The following is a 16,124-nucleotide window of genomic DNA, read 5'->3' on the forward strand; positions in this document are numbered from 1 at the left end:
TCAAGCCCGTCGCAGGTGCACCACGTCTCCCGCGGACACCGCGTTGGTGTCGCCGTCGGCGGAGCGGATGAGGAGCCGACCGGTCTCGTCGATGTCGGTCGCGACGCCGCGCAGCTGGTCATCCGCGCCGAGTTCGACGCGCACCTGCTGCCCGAGGGTGCTGCACAGCCGCCGGTAGCGGTCCAGCAGACCGCTGGCCACTACGTCCCCGGCCGCGCCCCGCCACCGGTCGTCGACCTCGGCGAACGACGTGAGCAACGCCACCGCGAACTCCTCGCGGTCGACCTCGGCGCCCTCGGCCGCCAACGACGTCGCGGGCAGGCCGCCGGCGCCTCGCGGCAGGTCCTCGCGCTGCTGGAACACGTTGATCCCCATGCCGAGCACGATCGCCATGCCGTCCGGACCGGCCACCGCCTCGGCGAGGATCCCGGCACCCTTCGACCACTCGCCGCCGTCGCCGAGCAGCAGATCGTTGGGCCACTTCAGCGTGGCGGGGATCCCGGTCACGCGGTCGACGGTCTCAGCCAGCGCGACCCCGGCGATCAGCGGCAACCAGGCGATCGCGGCCTGCGGCACCTTCGGCCGCAGCAACACGCTCAGGAACAAGCCGTGTCCGCGCGGCGACGCCCACTGCCGCTGCATCCGCCCGCGCCCGGCCTGCTGCTCCTCGGCGATCAGCACGGTCCGGTCGGCGGCACCCCGCCCGGCGGCGGCCACCAGATCGGTGTTCGTCGACCCGGTGGTGGCCACCACGTCGAGCACCGCAAAAGGACCGTTGTCGACCAATCGAGCACGCAACCGCTCGCCATTCAGCAAAACCGGAACACCCACCACCCCAGCCTATGCCGCGACTGATCCGCTCCTGCATCGAACTTGGATGCCGGCGGACAGTCAGCTGGGACGACGGACCGCTGGAAGGAGCCGCCATGACCTCGGTCATCGCGCCCCGCACCGTCGCGTCAGCCTTGTGGGACATGTCCGGCTTCGCACCGGACAACGAGGACCTGCTCGGCGTCTTCACCCAATTCGCAACGCCGAACGGTCTGAAACCACCATCCGTGACGAACTGCTTGCCGAGGCGGTGCCAATGACCATGATTGATGTAGTTCTCCAAACGACCTGCGCTGGATAGAGAACCTCGGCGAGGCCGCGAGTGGCGTGGACCGGGATATCCAGCGTGCACACCGGCAAGTGTCATGGCGCCAAATGATCGCCATGCGCAATCGCATCGCCCACGGGTACTTCGATCTCGGCACACTTTCGGCTGTGCACAGCGTTGATCTTGGGCCATAGGCTCCACCTCCGAGAACTTCTCGGAGGTGGGCGCTGTGGGGAGAAGTCGCTGGTGGGCGTTGCCGTGCGCGGCGCTGGTACTGGCCGGTGCGGCCCCGGTCGCCGCTGCGGATCAGGTGCGGGACGGGCGGAGCCAGCCGGTCTTCGGCGCCGAACCGGTCCGGGAGACCGTTTGGGTGGAGACCGGGCTGGACGGTGACCGCGACGGGGTAATCGACCGGGTCGCCACCGACATCGCCCGACCGGCGGGCACCGACCATCCCGTTCCGGTGATCATGGACGCCAGCCCGTATTACTCGTGCTGCGGGCGCGGCAACGAGAGCGAGCTCAAGACCTACGACGACCAGGGGCGACCGCTCGGCTTCCCGCTGTTCTACGACAACTACTTCGTGCCGCGCGGGTACGCGACCATGCTCGTAGACCTGGCGGGCACCAACCGCTCCGAGGGCTGCGTGGACGTCGGCGGCCCGTCGGACATCACCTCGGCGAAGGCCGTCATCGACTGGCTGCACGGCCACGCTTCCGGGTTCGACGCGCCGACCGGCGGGAACGCGGTCTACGCCAGCTGGTCCACCGGGGACGTCGGCATGATCGGCAAGTCCTACGACGGCACGATCGCCAACGGCGTCGCCGCCACCGGCGTCGAGGGCCTGCGCACCATCGTCCCGATCGGCGCGATCAGCTCCTGGTACGACTACTACCGCTCCGACGGGGTGTCGTTCGGGTTCGACCCGGTCGGCCTGGCCCAGCACGTCGAGGATGGTGGCCGCCCGGATTGCGGCCCGGTCAAGCAGGATCTGACCGACGATGCCCCGGCCAACGGCGACGTGACTCCACTGTGGACCGATCGGGACTACGTGCCGAACGCCGACCGGGTGACCGCGAGCGTGTTCGCCGTGCACGGCCTGGGAGACCTGAACGTCAAGACCATCCAGTTCGGGCAGTGGTGGGACGCGCTGGCCGCACGGGACGTGCCGCGCAAGCTGTGGCTGAGCCAGACCGGGCACGTTGACCCGTTCGACTTCCGCCGCGCCGAGTGGGTCGATACCCTGCACCGCTGGTTCGACCACTGGCTGCTCGGGGTTGACAACGGGATCACCGAGGAACCGGCCGCCAGCATCGAACGCGCGCCCGACACCTGGGCCGACGAGCCGGACTGGTCCGGTGAACAGGCGGAACCCACGGCCCTGCACCCGCGCGAGGACGGACTCGGCCCGCAGCCCGCACCCGGCGGGACCGCGTCCTTCACCGACGATCCTTCGCTCGACGAGTACGACTGGGCCGCCCAGCCCGACCAGCCGTCGCCCGCCCGCGCGCTGTTCAGCACCGCCCCGTTGAGCCGCGACCTGCGCCTGGCCGGGACGGGGTCGGTCACCGTGACGGCGGTGCCGAGCACGCCGACGGCGCACCTGTCCGCGATGCTCGTCGACTACGGGCCTGCCACCATCCGCGACTACCTCGAGCAGGGCGAAGGAATCCGCACGCTGCAAACGGAATCGTGCTGGGGAGAAAGCCGTCCGGGCGACGACGCCTGCTACAAGGACACCGAGGCCACCACCGCCGACGTGGACTTCGAGATCATCGCCCGCGGCTGGGCAGACCTGGGCAACCACGAGTCGCTGACGGCGGAGAAGCCGCTCGAACCGGGCAAGCCGTACACGATGACGTTCCGCCTGGCCACCACCGATCACGTCGTCCCCGCCGGACACCAGTTGGCGCTGATCATCGGCGGCACGGACAGCGCGTTCATCGTCTCGCCCCGGCAACCCGGCCAGATCGGGTTGGACCTGGCGCAGACCTCGGCGACCTTGCCGGTCGTCGGCGGACTGCCCGCCGTGGCGGCGGCCTGGGCCGGTAAGCCGACGGTCCGGCCGGACCGCTTCCCGCCGCGCCCGGACGTCCGCCTCAACCGGGACCTGCCACGGTCGTGAGTGCGCGACCCGAGGCGCCTGCGGCACCGAAGTGCCCGGCGGTAACCATCCCGCTGGTGCCCGAAGCGGTGCGCACCGAGAAGCCCACCGAGCAGCGGCCGCCCACGTAGTAGGCGTCCCCGCCGACCAGGTCGCAGCAGGTTCGCGGCGACTCGGAGACCTATTGCACCCGCACCGAATCGCTGGTCGCGAGTGCCCACGCCGGGACGTCCTCGGTGGCGGCGTCGCGCTGCGTGCGGTCGACCGGCACGACGACCTCGTTCTCCCGCACGTCCACTTACCCCCGGTGACGGCGCGGCGCGGACGCCTCCATGCCGTCCAATGTGGAGTTCGCGGCTACCACCTCCCGCTCGTCGTTGGCCACCACCACGACGTCGGCGCCGGAATCGCGCACGGCCTCCGCCGCGCCGCTGTCGGTCACCGCGACGACGAGCCCGCCGAAATAGAAGAGGTCGTGAGCTGGCGCCTCGACCCTGGCTCACCCCTCGCCTTCGGCGGACTCCGCCTCCGGGGCGGAACCGCAGCCGCATCGGCAACAGCAAGCACTAGCATCGGCGGTGTGCGCTTCGTGCTTGCTTCCGCCTCGTCCGCCCGCCTTTCCGTGCTGCGCTCCGCCGGGATCGAGCCGCTGGTCCAGGTCTCCGGCGTCGACGAGGACGCAGTGGCAGCGGCCTTGCCCGATCCCAGCCCGGCCGAGCTGGTCAGCGCGCTCGCGCAGGCGAAAGCAGAGGCCGTGGTCGCCGACATCGCCGCAGCCGAACCGAACGCGGTGATCGTCGGCTGCGACTCGATGCTGCTCATGGCGCACGGGGAGATCGTCGGCAAGCCGGGCACCCGCGAGGCCGCCGCGAAACGATGGGCGCAGAACGCCGGGAGCAGCGGGGAACTGCTGACCGGACACGCCATCGTCCGACTCCGGGACGGCGAGATCAGCGCGCGAGCCCAGGGACACCTGAGCACCACCGTGCGGTTCGGCGAGCCGACCGAGGCCGAGCTCGACGCCTACCTGGAGACCGGCGAACCGCTGCACGTGGCAGGCGGTTTCACGCTCGAAGGCTTCGGCGGCTGGTTCATCGAAGGCGTGGACGGCGACCCGTCCAGCGTGCTCGGGATCAGCCTGCCGCTGACCCGCAAACTGCTCGCCGAGGTCGGCGTCAGCGTCGTGACGCTGTGGAGCGCACCGCACACCGAGTGACACCGGTTCCCGCCACCCAAGTGAAGACGAACACAATTCAGTTACCCCTGGATGGGTTTTCCCGCGCACGTGGTTACAGATATTCGCGATGGGAACCCTCCGACGGCTGTACCTGACTTCGAGCCTGCACGTCGATCTGCGACTGCAGGCCAGCTCCGTCTGTCTGTGATCGGGCGTTCGGCCCCGCGCTAGCGGCTGCCCCCAGCCCCCCGGCGAGCGGCGAATCCGCTCCCCCATTCACCACGCGCACAACTCGCACCACACGTCCGAGTCCGCGACCAGCACCGCTGCGCAGAACGAGCCTGGAAACCCTTCCTCCTCGAACCTTCCTCCGACACCTCGGGAGATCCCTGTGTCCACCACCGCTGGCAGATCACGCCTGCGTTTCAACCCCAAGCTCTTCGCCGGATCGCCGTGGTGATCGGCCTGGTGATCGGCTGGCTGTTCCAGCCCGGCCGCGGCCTGGTCATCGAGCCCGACCGGACAAGCTCGCGTCCATCGGCAAGAAGACGAGCGGCTCCTGGCTGGACCTGATCACCGGCCTGGTGCCGAGCAACCTGATCAGCGCCTTCTCCGAGGGCGAGACGCTGCAGGTGGTGTTCGTCGCGCTGATCATCGGCACCGCCGCCTACAGCCTGGGCGACAAGGCCGCCCCGTTCGTCTACTTCCACAGGGCCGCCTTCGAGGTCATCCAGCGCGTGCTGGGCTGGATCATCCGGCTCGCCCCGCTGGGCACCCTCGGCCTGATCGGCAACGCGGTCGCCAGCTACGGCAACGAGTTCTTCGTACCGCTGCTGAAGCTGATCGGCTCCACCTACGTGGCCTGCGCGCTGGTGCTGTTCGCGGTGTACCCGCTACTGCTGGCGCTCGTGGCCAAGGTCAGCCCGATCCGGTTCTCCGCCAAATCCTGGAAACGCGCTGCAGTTCGCGTTCGTCTCCCGGTCCTCCGGCGCCAGCCTCCCGCTGAGCCGGCAGACCGCCCAGGACCTCGGCGTGCCGCCGTCTAACGCGAACTTCGCGGTGCCGCTGGCCAGCACCACCAAGATGGACGGCTGCGCCGCGATCTACCCGGCCGTCGGCTCGATGTTCATCGCGAACCTCTTCGGCATCCAGCTCGGCCCGGTGCAGTACCTGATGATCATCGCCGTCCCGGTGTTCGGCTCGATCGCCACGGCCGGCGTCACCGGCTGGTTCACCATGCTGACGCTGACGGTCGCCGCGCTGGGCTTCCCGCCCGAGGTGGTGGCCACCGGCATCGCCATCGCCTACGCGGTGGACCCGATCATGGACATGGCTCGCACTTCCACCAACGTCGCGGGGGTCAAGTTTCCTCAGTGTCGGTCGTGGCTGAGTCCGTGCGGGCCGCGCTCGGCGAGGACAACGCCGAGCAGGCCGAGGCGATCGTCACCGAACTGGCGCAGCGCATCGCTGGGAAGGACGCTGCCTGATGTCCGACCAGCTCACCGCGTGGCTGCGCACCAAGGTTCCCGCCGCCTGGTCCGCACTGATCGCCTGGCTGATCACCGTCGGCGCTCCCGACTGGCTCACCGACCCGCTCGGCGACGCCGGAAACACGCTCGTCGTGCCGGTCGTGCTCGCCGCGGTCTACGCGCTGCTGCGCAAGGCGGAGCCGCACCTACCGCCGTGGGCGACCCGCGTTCTGCTCGGCTCCAACACGCCACCCACGTACCCGACCCAGTAGCGACGCGCCCTGCACCCTTCACCGGGTGCGGGGCGCGTTTGCCGTTTCGGGGCGTCCTCAGCGGGTTGCGGGGACCGTATGTTGCAGACGCCATGATGCATAGTCCCGCGCGAGCCGTGCCCGGTGCTGCATCCCAGGTCCGTTCTTCGTGACGGCCCAATGCGACCACATCCCCGCCAGGTACGCGGCGAACGCCGTCAGGTGCTTGCCGGTGACGTCGGCGAACGCCGCCAGGTTGTCGGCGGCCCAGGCTTCCGCCGCGCCCGGTTGGTGACCCGCTTCGACCAGCCGCAGCACCAGATACGCGCCGTCGATCCACGGGGCAGCGGCGCCAGGAAAGCCCCAGTCGATCACGTGCACTAAGCCGTCCGTGCCGATGCGGAATTGGTCGCCGTGCAAGTCGGTATGCGCGAGCCTGTCGCCGTGGGCGAGCTCGGACAGCTGCGCCGCCCACCGCTGCATGTCGGCGACGTCCCATCCGCGCACCATGTCGGGCGCTTGCTCGCCGAGACATCCCCACCAGTCGGTGGTGCCCCACCGGTCCAGCAGCGACCTCAGCCCCGTCGCGGGGCAGTCGCCAATCCGGTCGACTGCCTTGGCGACGATCGGGAGGTCCGGCGATCCAGGGGAAAGGTCGGCCGGTCGGCCGGGCACGTACTCGAATCCGACCACCAACCATTCGCCGATGTCCTCGGCGAACACCACCGCGGGCGCGAGCCCGACCGCCAGTTGCCCGGCGGTGATTTCGTTGCGCAGGAACCGCATGCGGCGGCTGACACCCTCGACGCCCTTGACGAACATCCGCCCGGTGCTGGTGTCCAGCACCGCAGCGAGGTCACTGTTGCGGCCCCCGGTGATGTCGGTGACCCCCGAGACGGGGCCAACGCGCCACTGTACGGCGTCCCGTACGTGCTCGGGTAGTTCATGCCAGGTGGTCACGTTGGCCCGTCTCCTTACCTAACTGGCGGCGGTGTCTGGTTCCCGGTGTTCTCGTTGCCGTCGACGCCTGATGCCGCACAACAGCCATCCTCGGCGTCGCCAGGCGAGCACTTGGCGGCCGCGTCCGTCCACAGCTCGCCATCGACCGGGAACCCGGCGCGCTGGATCGCCTTCACCGTACGGGCGCGAGCTTCGACGGATGTGCCCCTGCCAGGTAGCGCGTTCGGGGCGTCGTTGGGCACGTGGTGAATGAACCGCCCAGCGACCCGGTGGCAGAACTCGGCGTACTCGCGGGGTAAAGAATGAAACCGACATTGGTTGCCGTCGGCGCGCAGTGCTGCGGCGAGGTTGTCCAAGTAGCCGGCCAGGCGCTCACGGTCGGCGGCCTCGTACCTGCCCGCCTCCAAGTCGTAGACGGCAAGGCCCAGCGCGGTGATCACGCCCCGCGTCATCTGCCCGAGCTGCCGGAAATCCGAGGTCACCACGACACCGGCCCCGCCGTGCCGGGCACCACGCCAGGTGTCGGGATTGCGCGGCACGCCGATCGGGTAGCCACTCGCGGTTTCCTGACGCGCCACCACAGGTAGAAGCCGCTGCCGAATAGGACGGCCCAGACGAGTACGGCGGCGAGGATCAACAGCGGTTGCGGCATGCCAACAAGATCGCCCGAGAATCGGGCGAGATTTTGCCTACGTGGCAAACACCCGTATGGGCTACACGTGCATTCCTGCCCGATAAGCCAGGCCGCGCAACTCGCGGCCAACAGCATCACGCTTGGCCTTGGTGACCAGCTCAGCGACCGTTGAGCGGGTGAACGGGTGCCGATGAACATGCTCAGGCGAGATGCATTCGGCCCGCCGCAGCATCATTACCGCGTTGTCGTTCTTCTTCGGTAGACGCGCCAGCGCCCGGCCGCGCTCACGCCAGTAGACCGCCTGTCGCGCCCGCACAGTCAGAGCGGCAGGGTTGACCGTCTCGGCGATTGCTGCCGCCTCGGCATGCTCGCCGACTTCTAACGCGCCCTGCATTCGCCACACGGCCACATTGGACGGACCAAAGCCGAAACCGAGCATGTTCGTCTCGCCGGTTCGCTCTGCCAACTCTGCCGCATATTCGAGCGCCGCGAATCGTTCCGCTTGATCCTTCCTCGCCGCTGACACCAGCGATGAGGCCAGGGCAAGCGACCCGGCTAGCTGCATGTCCTCAACGCTGATCAGCGGGAATTCAACCGTGTCGAGAGTCTGCGAGGCGAGGTCGAATTCACCGGCGGACAGCAGTCCGAGCGCCGTTCCGTACGCACCCACAGCCAGCGAAACCGGCTCGGCAAGTCGCTCGGCGGCTTGCCGAGCCAGCATTGCCGCCTGCCATGACAGATCCATCGGGGCACCGATCGTCGCCAACCATGCTTCCGTGCCTTGCATATGGGCAAGCGTCAGCAACCGCAGCACGTCCGGCTCGTGGCGGTGCGCATTCGCCGTCGTGTGCAGATCTCGAATCAGCGACGGCAAAGCCGCGCCGACCACATCGTTGGCAGCGTCGTTTTGCGCCCCCAGAACACTCTGGACACGTGCCTGCAGGTGCTCAATCGGCTGTACCGCGCCACGCGGCTCGTCGATGCTCACAGCAAGCAGCGTCAACCGGATCTCTGTCAATGCTCGGTTGTCATCGGGTTCGCGGGGGATCGGCAGTGCTGATCCAGTGATCCCGCTTGGCGCGACTTCCAGCGCGTGGGCGAGCGCCACGATCAACGAACGCCGGTCAAGCGCACGTTCGCCAGATTCGAGGCGCGAGAGGTACGAGGACGAGATTCCCGCCAACCCCGCGATCACTGCGAGGGATTTACCGCGAGCTTTGCGGATCTCGCGGAGTGTCTTCCCGAGTGCATCAATCATGGGACCTACTTCGCCGAGTTGTTCTCTTCGCCGCGCCCCTGGGGAGCTACTCCAGGGGCTTCAACCTCGGCGAAGAGGTGATGTTGAGCGTAGCGAGAAACCCGATTAGGTGGCGAGGCTCCCCGACCAGTTCGGCAGCTGACGAACACAACAAAGCGCCCGCCCGGTAGTGAACTGGTACCGGGCGGGCGCTCTCCATTTCCGCTGGGGTTAGCCCTTCGAGGCGTGATCCAATGTGACCGGTACAGGGTCTAAGAAAAATGTCCGGCCAGATCGTCGTGCCGTTCGTGCTCGCCACGGTCTACGCCCTACTGCATTGTGCCGATCCGCATTTGCCGCCGATGCTGACTCGCGTTCTGCACGGCAGCAACACCCCGCCGAGCTATCCGACCGACAACACCAACAAAGGGCAGCACACCGCCTGACGACCCGGCTCTAGAACCGGCACCTCTACCCAGCAGGTTCGATATCTGGCCGCATGTCCGGGTTTCGCCGGGCGCGGGGCGCATTCGTCGTACTGTGATTCCGCAGGAACATCACCGCACGGCCATGCACCGACGCTCACCATCAGAACCGCCATGCGGTCGACGTCGACCACCCGGCAGGTGATCGCGCCGGCCGGCTGCCGAGCATTGGTCGACGCTCGTCGCGAATCGCGCAGATCTCACCCAGGCGGTTACCTGCCGGCACCGCTGCGGGCCGGGACGTAGTGCGCCTGCGGCGGGTAAGCCATGTTCATGGGTTAGCCCTTCGAGGCGTGATCCAATGTGACGTCTAGGCCCAACCCCACGCTGCCGGTGTTCAACGGCGTTGAACACCAGGTTCTCGCATTATTGGCGGACGGTTCACGAACCCCGGAACCTAGTGCCGAGGGCCCCGATCGGAGGTCCTCCGACCGTAGGATGGGGGTGTGGAAAACGGTCGACGGGGCAAGGACCTCCGGATCGGCGATCCCGAGCGGGAGAGCGCGATGCGGCTGCTCGGCGAACACTTCTCCGCCGGACGCCTCGACGTCCACGAGTACGACGAGCGCTGCCAGCAGGTCGCGACCGCCCGGTTCCGCTCTGAACTGAACGCGCTGTTCGAGGACCTGCCCGAGCCGCAGCCGAACGCCCCGTCACAGCAGACGCCCGCCGCCAGAACGGCGATGCCCCCGGCCGCCGGGAAGATCGTCCTGGCCATCTGCGCCACGGTCATGGTCATCTTCCTGGTCGTGGTCGCCCGGCAATTGGCCCCGATCCTGCTGATCCCGCTGATCGCCGTCCTCTGGCTCTACTGGCGCCGTTGATCGGCGCCGACCGTCGCGATCGACCACGTTTCGTTACGGTGAGGCCATGCACAGCTCGCGGATCACCGGGGCGGGACGGCTGAGCGCACTGCTCGCCGTCGGCACGCTCACCCTCACCGGGTGTGGCCTGTGGCAGGCGGCGCGCACATCGGACACCGCGGCCCCGCTGCCGCCGCCCACGACGAGCGCTCCCCCGCCGCTGCCGCCGCGGCCGTTCGAGCTCGCCCTCGACGGGGTGGACCCGTGCGGGTTGCTCACCGCCGACCAGCGCAGCCAGCTCGGTTTCGACCGGGCGCCGCTGCCTGGCGCCGAGGTGGGCTTCAGCGACGCGGCCACCTGCAGCTACCGCAACACCACGGCGAAGGTGGGTGCCAGGTTGGCGTTGATCACCACCGAGAGTATGGGGGTGTGGACCGACGACACCGCGCAGGTGGAGGCCTCGCCCGTGGTGATCGGCGACTTCCCGGCGCTGGTGATCAAGACGCCGGGACTGGACCTGTCCTGCAACGTCGCGGTGGACGTCGCCGAAGGCCAGCACCTCGACGTCCTCTACCGCGACGACGGGGGCCAGCCGCCACCGCCGGTCAATCAGCTGTGCGCCGGGGCCCAGCGGGTCGCCGAAGACGCCCTGGCGAGCCTAGCCGCACCGGAACCGTCCTCGACGAAACCGTCCACACCCCGGCCCACCAAGCCGCAGTAACACACGACACCATGACCCGCTCGGACCAATAATTTCGCCGCAATTGACTCCACGGAGTGACACTGGACGCCGCTCCGGACCTCTGACGTTCACGCTGAGCAACCACCAGAGTGATACTCACCGCGTATGGAGCACTCCCCAGCGTGATGATTGCTGACTACAGTGTTCGGCGTACGTTTAGTAGCTTGAGCGCTCGGGTCCCCGCATTCGCCGGGTGCCCGCGAACACCCGGCCAGGGCCACGCTGTCCTGCACCACCCGGGCGTTCAGGCACAAGGGCCCGCACCCGTCACCTGGGCCCTTACCTGTGGGAGGGGAAAACGTGCCGCTCACTGCTCCGTGGGGCGACAGCTCGACCGAAGCCCTGCCCGGAACGTCGGGGGGCTCGGTGCAAGTCGAGCCCGCCTCCATTCCGAGGCTGGTGAACGCGCTGCAGGAATCGCTGGATGCGGTCGGCCTGCAGATCGAGCACGCCATCACCGAACTGCGCATCCGGCCCTGGGCCGGCGATCCGATCAGCGCTGACGCGGCCGAGGAGTTCAACCGGCGCTCCGTCGGCGGCGACGACAACGCGCTGACCGCGCTGTGCGGTTACCGCGACCAACTGCAAGCGGCCGCCGAGTCGCTGCGGCTCGCCAGCCGGCAGTACGAACGGATAGACGGCGACAGCGCTGCGGGCATCGGCGGAGGTTGCTGATCCCGATGAGCGATCACCGTTGGCAGGGATACCGCCACCCCGAGCTGTACGCGCAGATCAACGAGGGCCCCGGGCCGGACGGCTCGATCGACAGCGTCCGGCGGTGGGGCGAACTCACCCGCGCGCTGAGCGATATCGACGCCGGGCTGGCCGCTGCCGTGTCGTCGGCGATGGCCGGTTGGCAGGGCATCGCCGCGGACAGCGCCCACGACGGGCTGCGCCCGCTGGGCGGCTGGGCGGCCCAGGCCCAGCAGGCCAGCGCCGTAATGCGGGAACGGGCCGAACAGCAGGCGGAGTTCATCAGCAAGGCCCGCCACGACATGCCCCCTCCGGTGCAGATCACCACCGAGGAACCGAACAGCGCGGAAACGCTGCTCACGCACCTCTTCGGCGGGCAGACCGACTACGAGCTGCAGGAAGCCAAGCAGCACGCCGCCGAACAGCGGGCCTTCGACGTGATGCGCACGTACGAGGCTTCGACGCAGGACAACACCACGTCGCTGGCGTCGTTCACCCAGCCACCGCAGGTGGTGGTCGACGCCCCGATCAGCGGCGGCTCCGGCGTCTCCGCCAGGCAGCAGAACGTGACTATCAGCTGGGGCGCCACCTCGGTGCCCGCGGCGCGAGTTCCCTCGACGCCGACGACGTTTTCCGCGCGAGTCCCGGAGCAGCGACCGAGACGGCCGGGTGCCGGCGGATCGACGCGCGGCGGTGACGGCCGCTCTTCGGACAAGTGGGCGCGCAAAGACCGCGACGACGTAGTGGACCAGAAGGTGACCGAAAAGGTCGGCCGCCAAGGCGGGTTCTTCGACGAGCCGCAGACGTTGTCCCGCCCGGTGATCGGCGGCGAGCCCGGACAATGACGGTCACCGACACCGGCGGCCAACTCCACCTTTCGGCGCTGGAGTTCGACGTCCTCATCGAGCACCTCGGATTCGAGACCATGCCGCTGGTGCTCAAGGTCCCGTCACCCGGACGCACCCACAGCGAACGCGCGAAGCTGGTGGAATCGGCGTGGCGCTCGCTGGGCGCCCGCGAACTCGGCCGTCCGACCTGGCTCGATCCGGAACTCGAATGGATGCTGCGGCTGTTGGCCCGCCCCGCCCGCGAAGTCGACGGGCGGATCTGGTTGCGGCGCAGCGTTCGGGTGCTCGCGGCCTCCGATGCCGAATCCGAACACGCGGTGCTGGTCGTGAAGGACGGGGACACCTTCGGCCTGCGGCCAGCAGCGGCGAGCGGGCTGCCGCGAGAAGCGGTTTCGGTGCTGCCGACGCGCCCGCCTGGCCCCGGCCGTTCGGTGTCGGTGCGCAGCGGCGATCTCGACGGCGCCGCCGCGGATGCGGGCGACAACGTCGAGCAGCTGCAAAGTGCGTTGCAGCGCCGGGGAATCCGCCCGGACGACGCCGAGATCCTGATGAACATGGCCGCCGGAGTCGACGCGTGCGGGCAGTTCGGCACCGCCGCCCGCGACCGGTTCGGTCGCCGCGTCCGCGCCGATCGGGTCATCGGCTTCTTCGACACCGCGCACGGCCGGTACGCCCAGCTGCGGCGGGAGTCGCCATCCGGCGACGTGTGGAGCACCGTCGCACCGGTCAACACCCGCCGCCTGATCGGGCACCTCGAGGAGCTGCTGGCCGAGGTGACCCCGGAGCCGTGACCCACGGCCTGCTTTGCCTTTCGCCGCAAGCAAAAGCGCGGCCGGTGCCTGTTGGGGCCACCGACCGCGCCGCAGAGCCGAAGATGCCTACACGACCGGTTCGACGATGCGCTCCCGCGCCTCCGGGGCCGCCGAGCGCTTCGCGTCGGCCGCCTGGTCGTCGGGCTGCGTCTGCGAATCCCGCTCCGCCTCGACCCGCTTGGCGTACACCTCGACCTCGCGGGCCACGCGCGCGTCGTCCCAGCCGAGCACCTCGGCCATCAACCGCGCGACCGGTTCGGCGCATTCCACGCCGCGGTGCGCGTACTCGATCGAAATCCGGGTGCGCCGGGTCAGCACGTCCTCCAGGTGCAGCGCGCCTTCGTGGCTGCACGCGTAGACAACCTCGGCCTGCAGGTAGTTCGGCGCAGCCGGGATCGGCTTGAGCAGGTCGGGCCGCTCCTCGCCGAGGGCGAGCACGTCGTGGATCTCCGAGCCGTAGCGGTCCAGCAGGTGCCGGATGCGGTACGGGTGCAACCCGTGCGCGGCGGCCAACTGGTCGGCCTGGTTGATCAGCGCGTGATACCCGTCGGCGCCGAGCAGCGGCACCCGGTCGGTGATCGACGACGCCATCCGCCCGGTGATGTCCGGCGCGACGGCGTCCACGGCATCGGCCGCCATGACCCGGTACGTCGTGTACTTGCCGCCAGCGATCGCCACCAACCCGGGCGCGACCCGCGCGACCGCGTGTTCCCGGGACAGCTTCGAGGTTTCCTCGCTCTCCCCGGCCAGCAGCGGCCGCAGCCCCGCGTAAACGCCTTCGATGTCGTTGTGGGTCAGCGGCGTCGCCAACACAGAGTTGACGTGCTCCAGCAGGTAGTCGATGTCCTTCTTGGTGGCCGCCGGATGCGCCAGGTCGAGGTGCCAGTCGGTGTCGGTGGTGCCGACGATCCAGTGGTTGCCCCACGGGATGACGAACAGCACCGACTTCTCGGTGCGCAGGATCATGCCCGACTCGGCCACGATGCGGTCGCGGGGCACCACGATGTGCACGCCCTTGCTGGACCGGACCCGGAAGCGCCCGCGCCCGCCGGAGAGCTTCTGCAGCTCGTCGGTCCACACCCCGGTCGCGTTGATCACGGCCTGCGCGCGGACCTCGACCTCTTCGCCGGACTCCACGTCGCGCACCCGGACCCCGGCGATCCGGTCGGCCTCCCGCAGGAAACCGGTGACCTGGGTGGACGTCGTGATCACGGCGCCGTAGCGGGCGGCGGTGCGGCCCACCATCATGGTGTGCCGCGCGTCGTCGGCCTGGGCGTCGTAGTAACGGATGCCGCCGATCATCGAGTTGCGCTTCAGCGCCGGCACCATCCGCAGCGCGCCAGCGCGCGTGAGGTGCTTCTGCCCCGGCACGGACCGGGCGCCGCCCATCGTGTCGTAGAGGAACAGGCCCGCGGCGGTGTAGGGGCGCTCCCAGAACCGGTGGGTCAGCGGGTACAGGAACGGGACCGGCTTCACGAGGTGCGGGGCGATCCGGGTAAGCATCAGCTCGCGTTCCCGGAGGGCCTCCCGGACCAGCGAGAGCTCCAACTGCTCCAGGTAGCGGAGTCCGCCGTGGAACAGCTTGCTGGAGCGGCTGGAAGTACCTGCCGCCAGGTCACGGGCCTCCACCAGCGCCACCCGCAGCCCCCGGGTGGCCGCGTCCAGCGCCGCACCCGCACCGACAACGCCGCCACCGATCACCACGACGTCGAACTCGTCCGAACCGAGCCGCCGCCAGTTCTCCGCCCGCTCGGCAGGCCCCAACGTGCCCTTCAACCGGTTCCCGGTTTCGATTTTGTCCCTGGACACCAGGCGTCCTCCTCGCTCGAATCGCGTCCCACCGTTGACCACCCCGCCGACGCGGAACCCGGACTCGGCGCCAGTCCGGACTGCGGTGGACATCATGCCCGACCTGCACCCTTCGTGCTCAGTTCGGCACTCAGCGCATTTCCTGCCTGCTCGACCTGCGCGCCGCGGTCGCGCAGGACCTCGATATCGGCGCGCGTCGTCTGCGAATCCACGATCACGACGTCGAATTCCTCGACCGGAGCGACCGCGTGCAGCGCTCGCCTGCGGAACTTGGTGTGGTCGACGTAGAGCACCCGCCGCCGCGCCGAGGCCAGCATGGCCTTCTTGATCTGCACCATTTCCTGCTGCGGGTAGCAGCAGATTCCGTCGGTCACGGCGGAGACCGACATGATCGCCAGGTCTACACGCAGGTTCCGCAACGCGTCCAGGGCCATCCCGCCGACGAACGCGTCGGCCCACGGCAGGTAGTCGCCGCCCACGCAGATCAGGCTGATGCCCGCAACCCCGGCCAGTTCGCCGAACACCCCGCGGTGGTTGGTGACGACTGTCAACGGCGCGCGTTCCGGCAGCAGCCGGGCCAGGTACACGCCGGTCGTCGAATCGTCGAGCACCAGCGCCTGCCCCGGCTCGATCAGTTCCGCCGCAGCCCGGGCGATTTCTTCCTTCTCCCCGGTGTTGCGCTGCAAGCGGTATTCCGACGCGGCCTCGTAAAGCAGCGAAGAAGCCGCCGAAACAAAGCCTCGGTTGCGGTGCACCAGGCCCTGCGATTCGAGGTCGGCGAGATCCCGGTACACCGTCATCGCGCTGGCCCCGACGGTCTCGACGAGATCGTCGATCCGCATGTTGCCTTCCGCCATTACCAGCTCGGTGATCTTGCACCGCCGGTCCTGCTGCTTCCCCGACGGGCGTCGACCGGACATCGTCGTCCACCTCAAATCCCTGGTCATCGCGCCTGGGAGGGCTCCCGCACGGTTCGGCGCGGCCCGAAGCCACCCCGTTAT

The 16,124-nt window shown here is 69.0% G+C and carries 18 protein-coding genes and 1 pseudogene; 12 read left to right on the plus strand and 7 right to left on the minus strand.

The window, feature by feature from the left end; translation table 11 throughout:
• Nucleotides 1-834 carry a biotin--[acetyl-CoA-carboxylase] ligase gene (locus tag SSPN_RS0138950; RefSeq protein WP_010315675.1) on the minus strand — a complete coding sequence of 278 codons (834 nt, stop codon included), beginning with the start codon at nucleotides 832-834 and terminating at the stop codon, nucleotides 1-3.
• Nucleotides 835-1,128: 294 nt separating this feature from the next.
• On the opposite strand from SSPN_RS0138950, the gene SSPN_RS63190 reads away from it, so the two are divergent.
• Both SSPN_RS63190 and SSPN_RS0138960 read left to right on the plus strand, forming a co-directional pair.
• On the plus strand, nucleotides 1,129-1,293 hold the full coding sequence (locus SSPN_RS63190) for a HepT-like ribonuclease domain-containing protein (RefSeq protein ID WP_394378948.1): 165 nt from the start codon (nucleotides 1,129-1,131) through the stop codon (nucleotides 1,291-1,293).
• Between the two features lie 35 nt (nucleotides 1,294-1,328).
• The gene (locus SSPN_RS0138960) at nucleotides 1,329-3,224 is read left to right on the plus strand and encodes a Xaa-Pro dipeptidyl-peptidase (RefSeq protein ID WP_049887745.1); all 1,896 of its coding nucleotides are present in this window, start codon (nucleotides 1,329-1,331) and stop codon (nucleotides 3,222-3,224) included.
• A 277-nt stretch (nucleotides 3,225-3,501) separates the two neighbouring features.
• On the opposite strand, the gene SSPN_RS57340 is transcribed toward SSPN_RS0138960, so the two are convergent.
• Nucleotides 3,502-3,645: a hypothetical protein gene (locus tag SSPN_RS57340; protein ID WP_010315682.1), complete on the minus strand. Its 144-nt coding sequence runs from the start codon at nucleotides 3,643-3,645 to the stop codon at nucleotides 3,502-3,504.
• Between the two features lie 138 nt (nucleotides 3,646-3,783).
• On the opposite strand from SSPN_RS57340, the gene SSPN_RS0138975 reads away from it, so the two are divergent.
• The 4 genes and pseudogenes from SSPN_RS0138975 to SSPN_RS53220 all read left to right on the plus strand — a co-directional run bounded on the left by SSPN_RS0138975 (nucleotide 3,784) and on the right by SSPN_RS53220 (nucleotide 6,121).
• Nucleotides 3,784-4,419: a Maf family protein gene (locus SSPN_RS0138975; protein WP_010315684.1), complete on the plus strand. Its 636-nt coding sequence runs from the start codon at nucleotides 3,784-3,786 to the stop codon at nucleotides 4,417-4,419.
• Between the two features lie 524 nt (nucleotides 4,420-4,943).
• Complete coding sequence (locus tag SSPN_RS48070) at nucleotides 4,944-5,426, plus strand: dicarboxylate/amino acid:cation symporter (protein ID WP_272941805.1); 483 nt, start codon at nucleotides 4,944-4,946, stop codon at nucleotides 5,424-5,426.
• Nucleotides 5,383-5,679: pseudogene (locus SSPN_RS61985) on the plus strand (cation:dicarboxylate symporter family transporter); the annotation flags it as partial. The gene SSPN_RS48070 and the pseudogene SSPN_RS61985, both read left to right, overlap by 44 nt.
• Before the next feature lie 187 nt (nucleotides 5,680-5,866).
• Entirely contained in the window at nucleotides 5,867-6,121 is a 255-nt protein-coding gene (locus SSPN_RS53220; protein WP_010315692.1) for a hypothetical protein, read from the plus strand.
• 57 nt (nucleotides 6,122-6,178) lie between these two features.
• Here the strand turns inward: SSPN_RS53220 and SSPN_RS0139000 are convergent, their stop codons facing one another.
• From SSPN_RS0139000 to SSPN_RS0139010, 3 genes are all read right to left on the minus strand, one after another.
• A complete protein-coding gene (locus SSPN_RS0139000) occupies nucleotides 6,179-7,060 on the minus strand; it encodes a hypothetical protein (RefSeq protein ID WP_010315694.1) in 882 nt (293 codons plus the stop codon).
• Nucleotides 7,061-7,074: 14 nt separating this feature from the next.
• Nucleotides 7,075-7,638: a glycine-rich domain-containing protein gene (locus tag SSPN_RS49765; RefSeq protein ID WP_143539415.1), complete on the minus strand. Its 564-nt coding sequence runs from the start codon at nucleotides 7,636-7,638 to the stop codon at nucleotides 7,075-7,077.
• 135 nt (nucleotides 7,639-7,773) lie between these two features.
• Nucleotides 7,774-8,952, minus strand: coding sequence for a helix-turn-helix domain-containing protein (locus SSPN_RS0139010; protein ID WP_083822364.1), 1,179 nt, complete (start codon nucleotides 8,950-8,952; stop codon nucleotides 7,774-7,776).
• Between the two features lie 260 nt (nucleotides 8,953-9,212).
• Here SSPN_RS0139010 and SSPN_RS57345 point away from each other — a divergent pair, with 260 nt between their 5' ends.
• The 6 genes from SSPN_RS57345 to SSPN_RS0139040 all read left to right on the plus strand — a co-directional run bounded on the left by SSPN_RS57345 (nucleotide 9,213) and on the right by SSPN_RS0139040 (nucleotide 13,293).
• Nucleotides 9,213-9,377, plus strand: coding sequence for a hypothetical protein (locus tag SSPN_RS57345; RefSeq protein WP_010315699.1), 165 nt, complete (start codon nucleotides 9,213-9,215; stop codon nucleotides 9,375-9,377).
• A gap of 485 nt (nucleotides 9,378-9,862) precedes the next feature.
• On the plus strand, nucleotides 9,863-10,240 hold the full coding sequence (locus SSPN_RS0139020) for a DUF1707 SHOCT-like domain-containing protein (protein WP_010315701.1): 378 nt from the start codon (nucleotides 9,863-9,865) through the stop codon (nucleotides 10,238-10,240).
• A gap of 46 nt (nucleotides 10,241-10,286) precedes the next feature.
• Nucleotides 10,287-10,940, plus strand: coding sequence for a DUF3558 domain-containing protein (locus tag SSPN_RS0139025; RefSeq protein WP_010315703.1), 654 nt, complete (start codon nucleotides 10,287-10,289; stop codon nucleotides 10,938-10,940).
• 321 nt (nucleotides 10,941-11,261) lie between these two features.
• A complete protein-coding gene (locus tag SSPN_RS0139030) occupies nucleotides 11,262-11,636 on the plus strand; it encodes a hypothetical protein (protein ID WP_010315704.1) in 375 nt (124 codons plus the stop codon).
• A 5-nt stretch (nucleotides 11,637-11,641) separates the two neighbouring features.
• Nucleotides 11,642-12,499, plus strand: coding sequence for a PPE domain-containing protein (locus SSPN_RS0139035; RefSeq protein ID WP_029536161.1), 858 nt, complete (start codon nucleotides 11,642-11,644; stop codon nucleotides 12,497-12,499).
• Nucleotides 12,496-13,293: an ESX secretion-associated protein EspG gene (locus tag SSPN_RS0139040; protein WP_010315708.1), complete on the plus strand. Its 798-nt coding sequence runs from the start codon at nucleotides 12,496-12,498 to the stop codon at nucleotides 13,291-13,293. Before SSPN_RS0139035 ends, SSPN_RS0139040 begins: the two co-directional genes overlap by 4 nt.
• An 87-nt stretch (nucleotides 13,294-13,380) precedes the next feature.
• On the opposite strand, the gene glpD is transcribed toward SSPN_RS0139040, so the two are convergent.
• Nucleotides 13,381-15,216: a glycerol-3-phosphate dehydrogenase gene (gene glpD / locus SSPN_RS0139045; protein ID WP_010315709.1), complete on the minus strand. Its 1,836-nt coding sequence runs from the start codon at nucleotides 15,214-15,216 to the stop codon at nucleotides 13,381-13,383.
• A complete protein-coding gene (locus SSPN_RS0139050) occupies nucleotides 15,216-16,043 on the minus strand; it encodes a DeoR/GlpR family DNA-binding transcription regulator (protein ID WP_010315710.1) in 828 nt (275 codons plus the stop codon). The genes glpD and SSPN_RS0139050 overlap by 1 nt, the downstream gene beginning before the upstream one ends.
• Nucleotides 16,044-16,124: the final 81 nt, after the last annotated feature.

This window comes from Saccharopolyspora spinosa NRRL 18395, assembly GCF_000194155.1.
Lineage (GTDB): Bacteria > Actinomycetota > Actinomycetes > Mycobacteriales > Pseudonocardiaceae > Saccharopolyspora > Saccharopolyspora spinosa.

Bases quoted from the DNA above. Each gene is read 5' to 3' on its own strand.
- SSPN_RS0139040 (WP_010315708.1), top strand. From the start codon at position 12,496: ATGACGGTCACCGACACCGGCGGCCAACTCCACCTTTCGGCGCTGGAG.
- SSPN_RS0139025 (WP_010315703.1), top strand. From the start codon at position 10,287: ATGCACAGCTCGCGGATCACCGGGGCGGGACGGCTGAGCGCACTGCTC.
- SSPN_RS0139010 (WP_083822364.1), bottom strand. From the start codon at position 8,952: ATGATTGATGCACTCGGGAAGACACTCCGCGAGATCCGCAAAGCTCGC.
- SSPN_RS0139035 (WP_029536161.1), top strand. From the start codon at position 11,642: ATGAGCGATCACCGTTGGCAGGGATACCGCCACCCCGAGCTGTACGCG.
- SSPN_RS53220 (WP_010315692.1), top strand. From the start codon at position 5,867: ATGTCCGACCAGCTCACCGCGTGGCTGCGCACCAAGGTTCCCGCCGCC.
- glpD (WP_010315709.1), bottom strand. From the start codon at position 15,216: ATGTCCACCGCAGTCCGGACTGGCGCCGAGTCCGGGTTCCGCGTCGGC.
- SSPN_RS0139050 (WP_010315710.1), bottom strand. From the start codon at position 16,043: ATGTCCGGTCGACGCCCGTCGGGGAAGCAGCAGGACCGGCGGTGCAAG.
- SSPN_RS57345 (WP_010315699.1), top strand. From the start codon at position 9,213: ATGTCCGGCCAGATCGTCGTGCCGTTCGTGCTCGCCACGGTCTACGCC.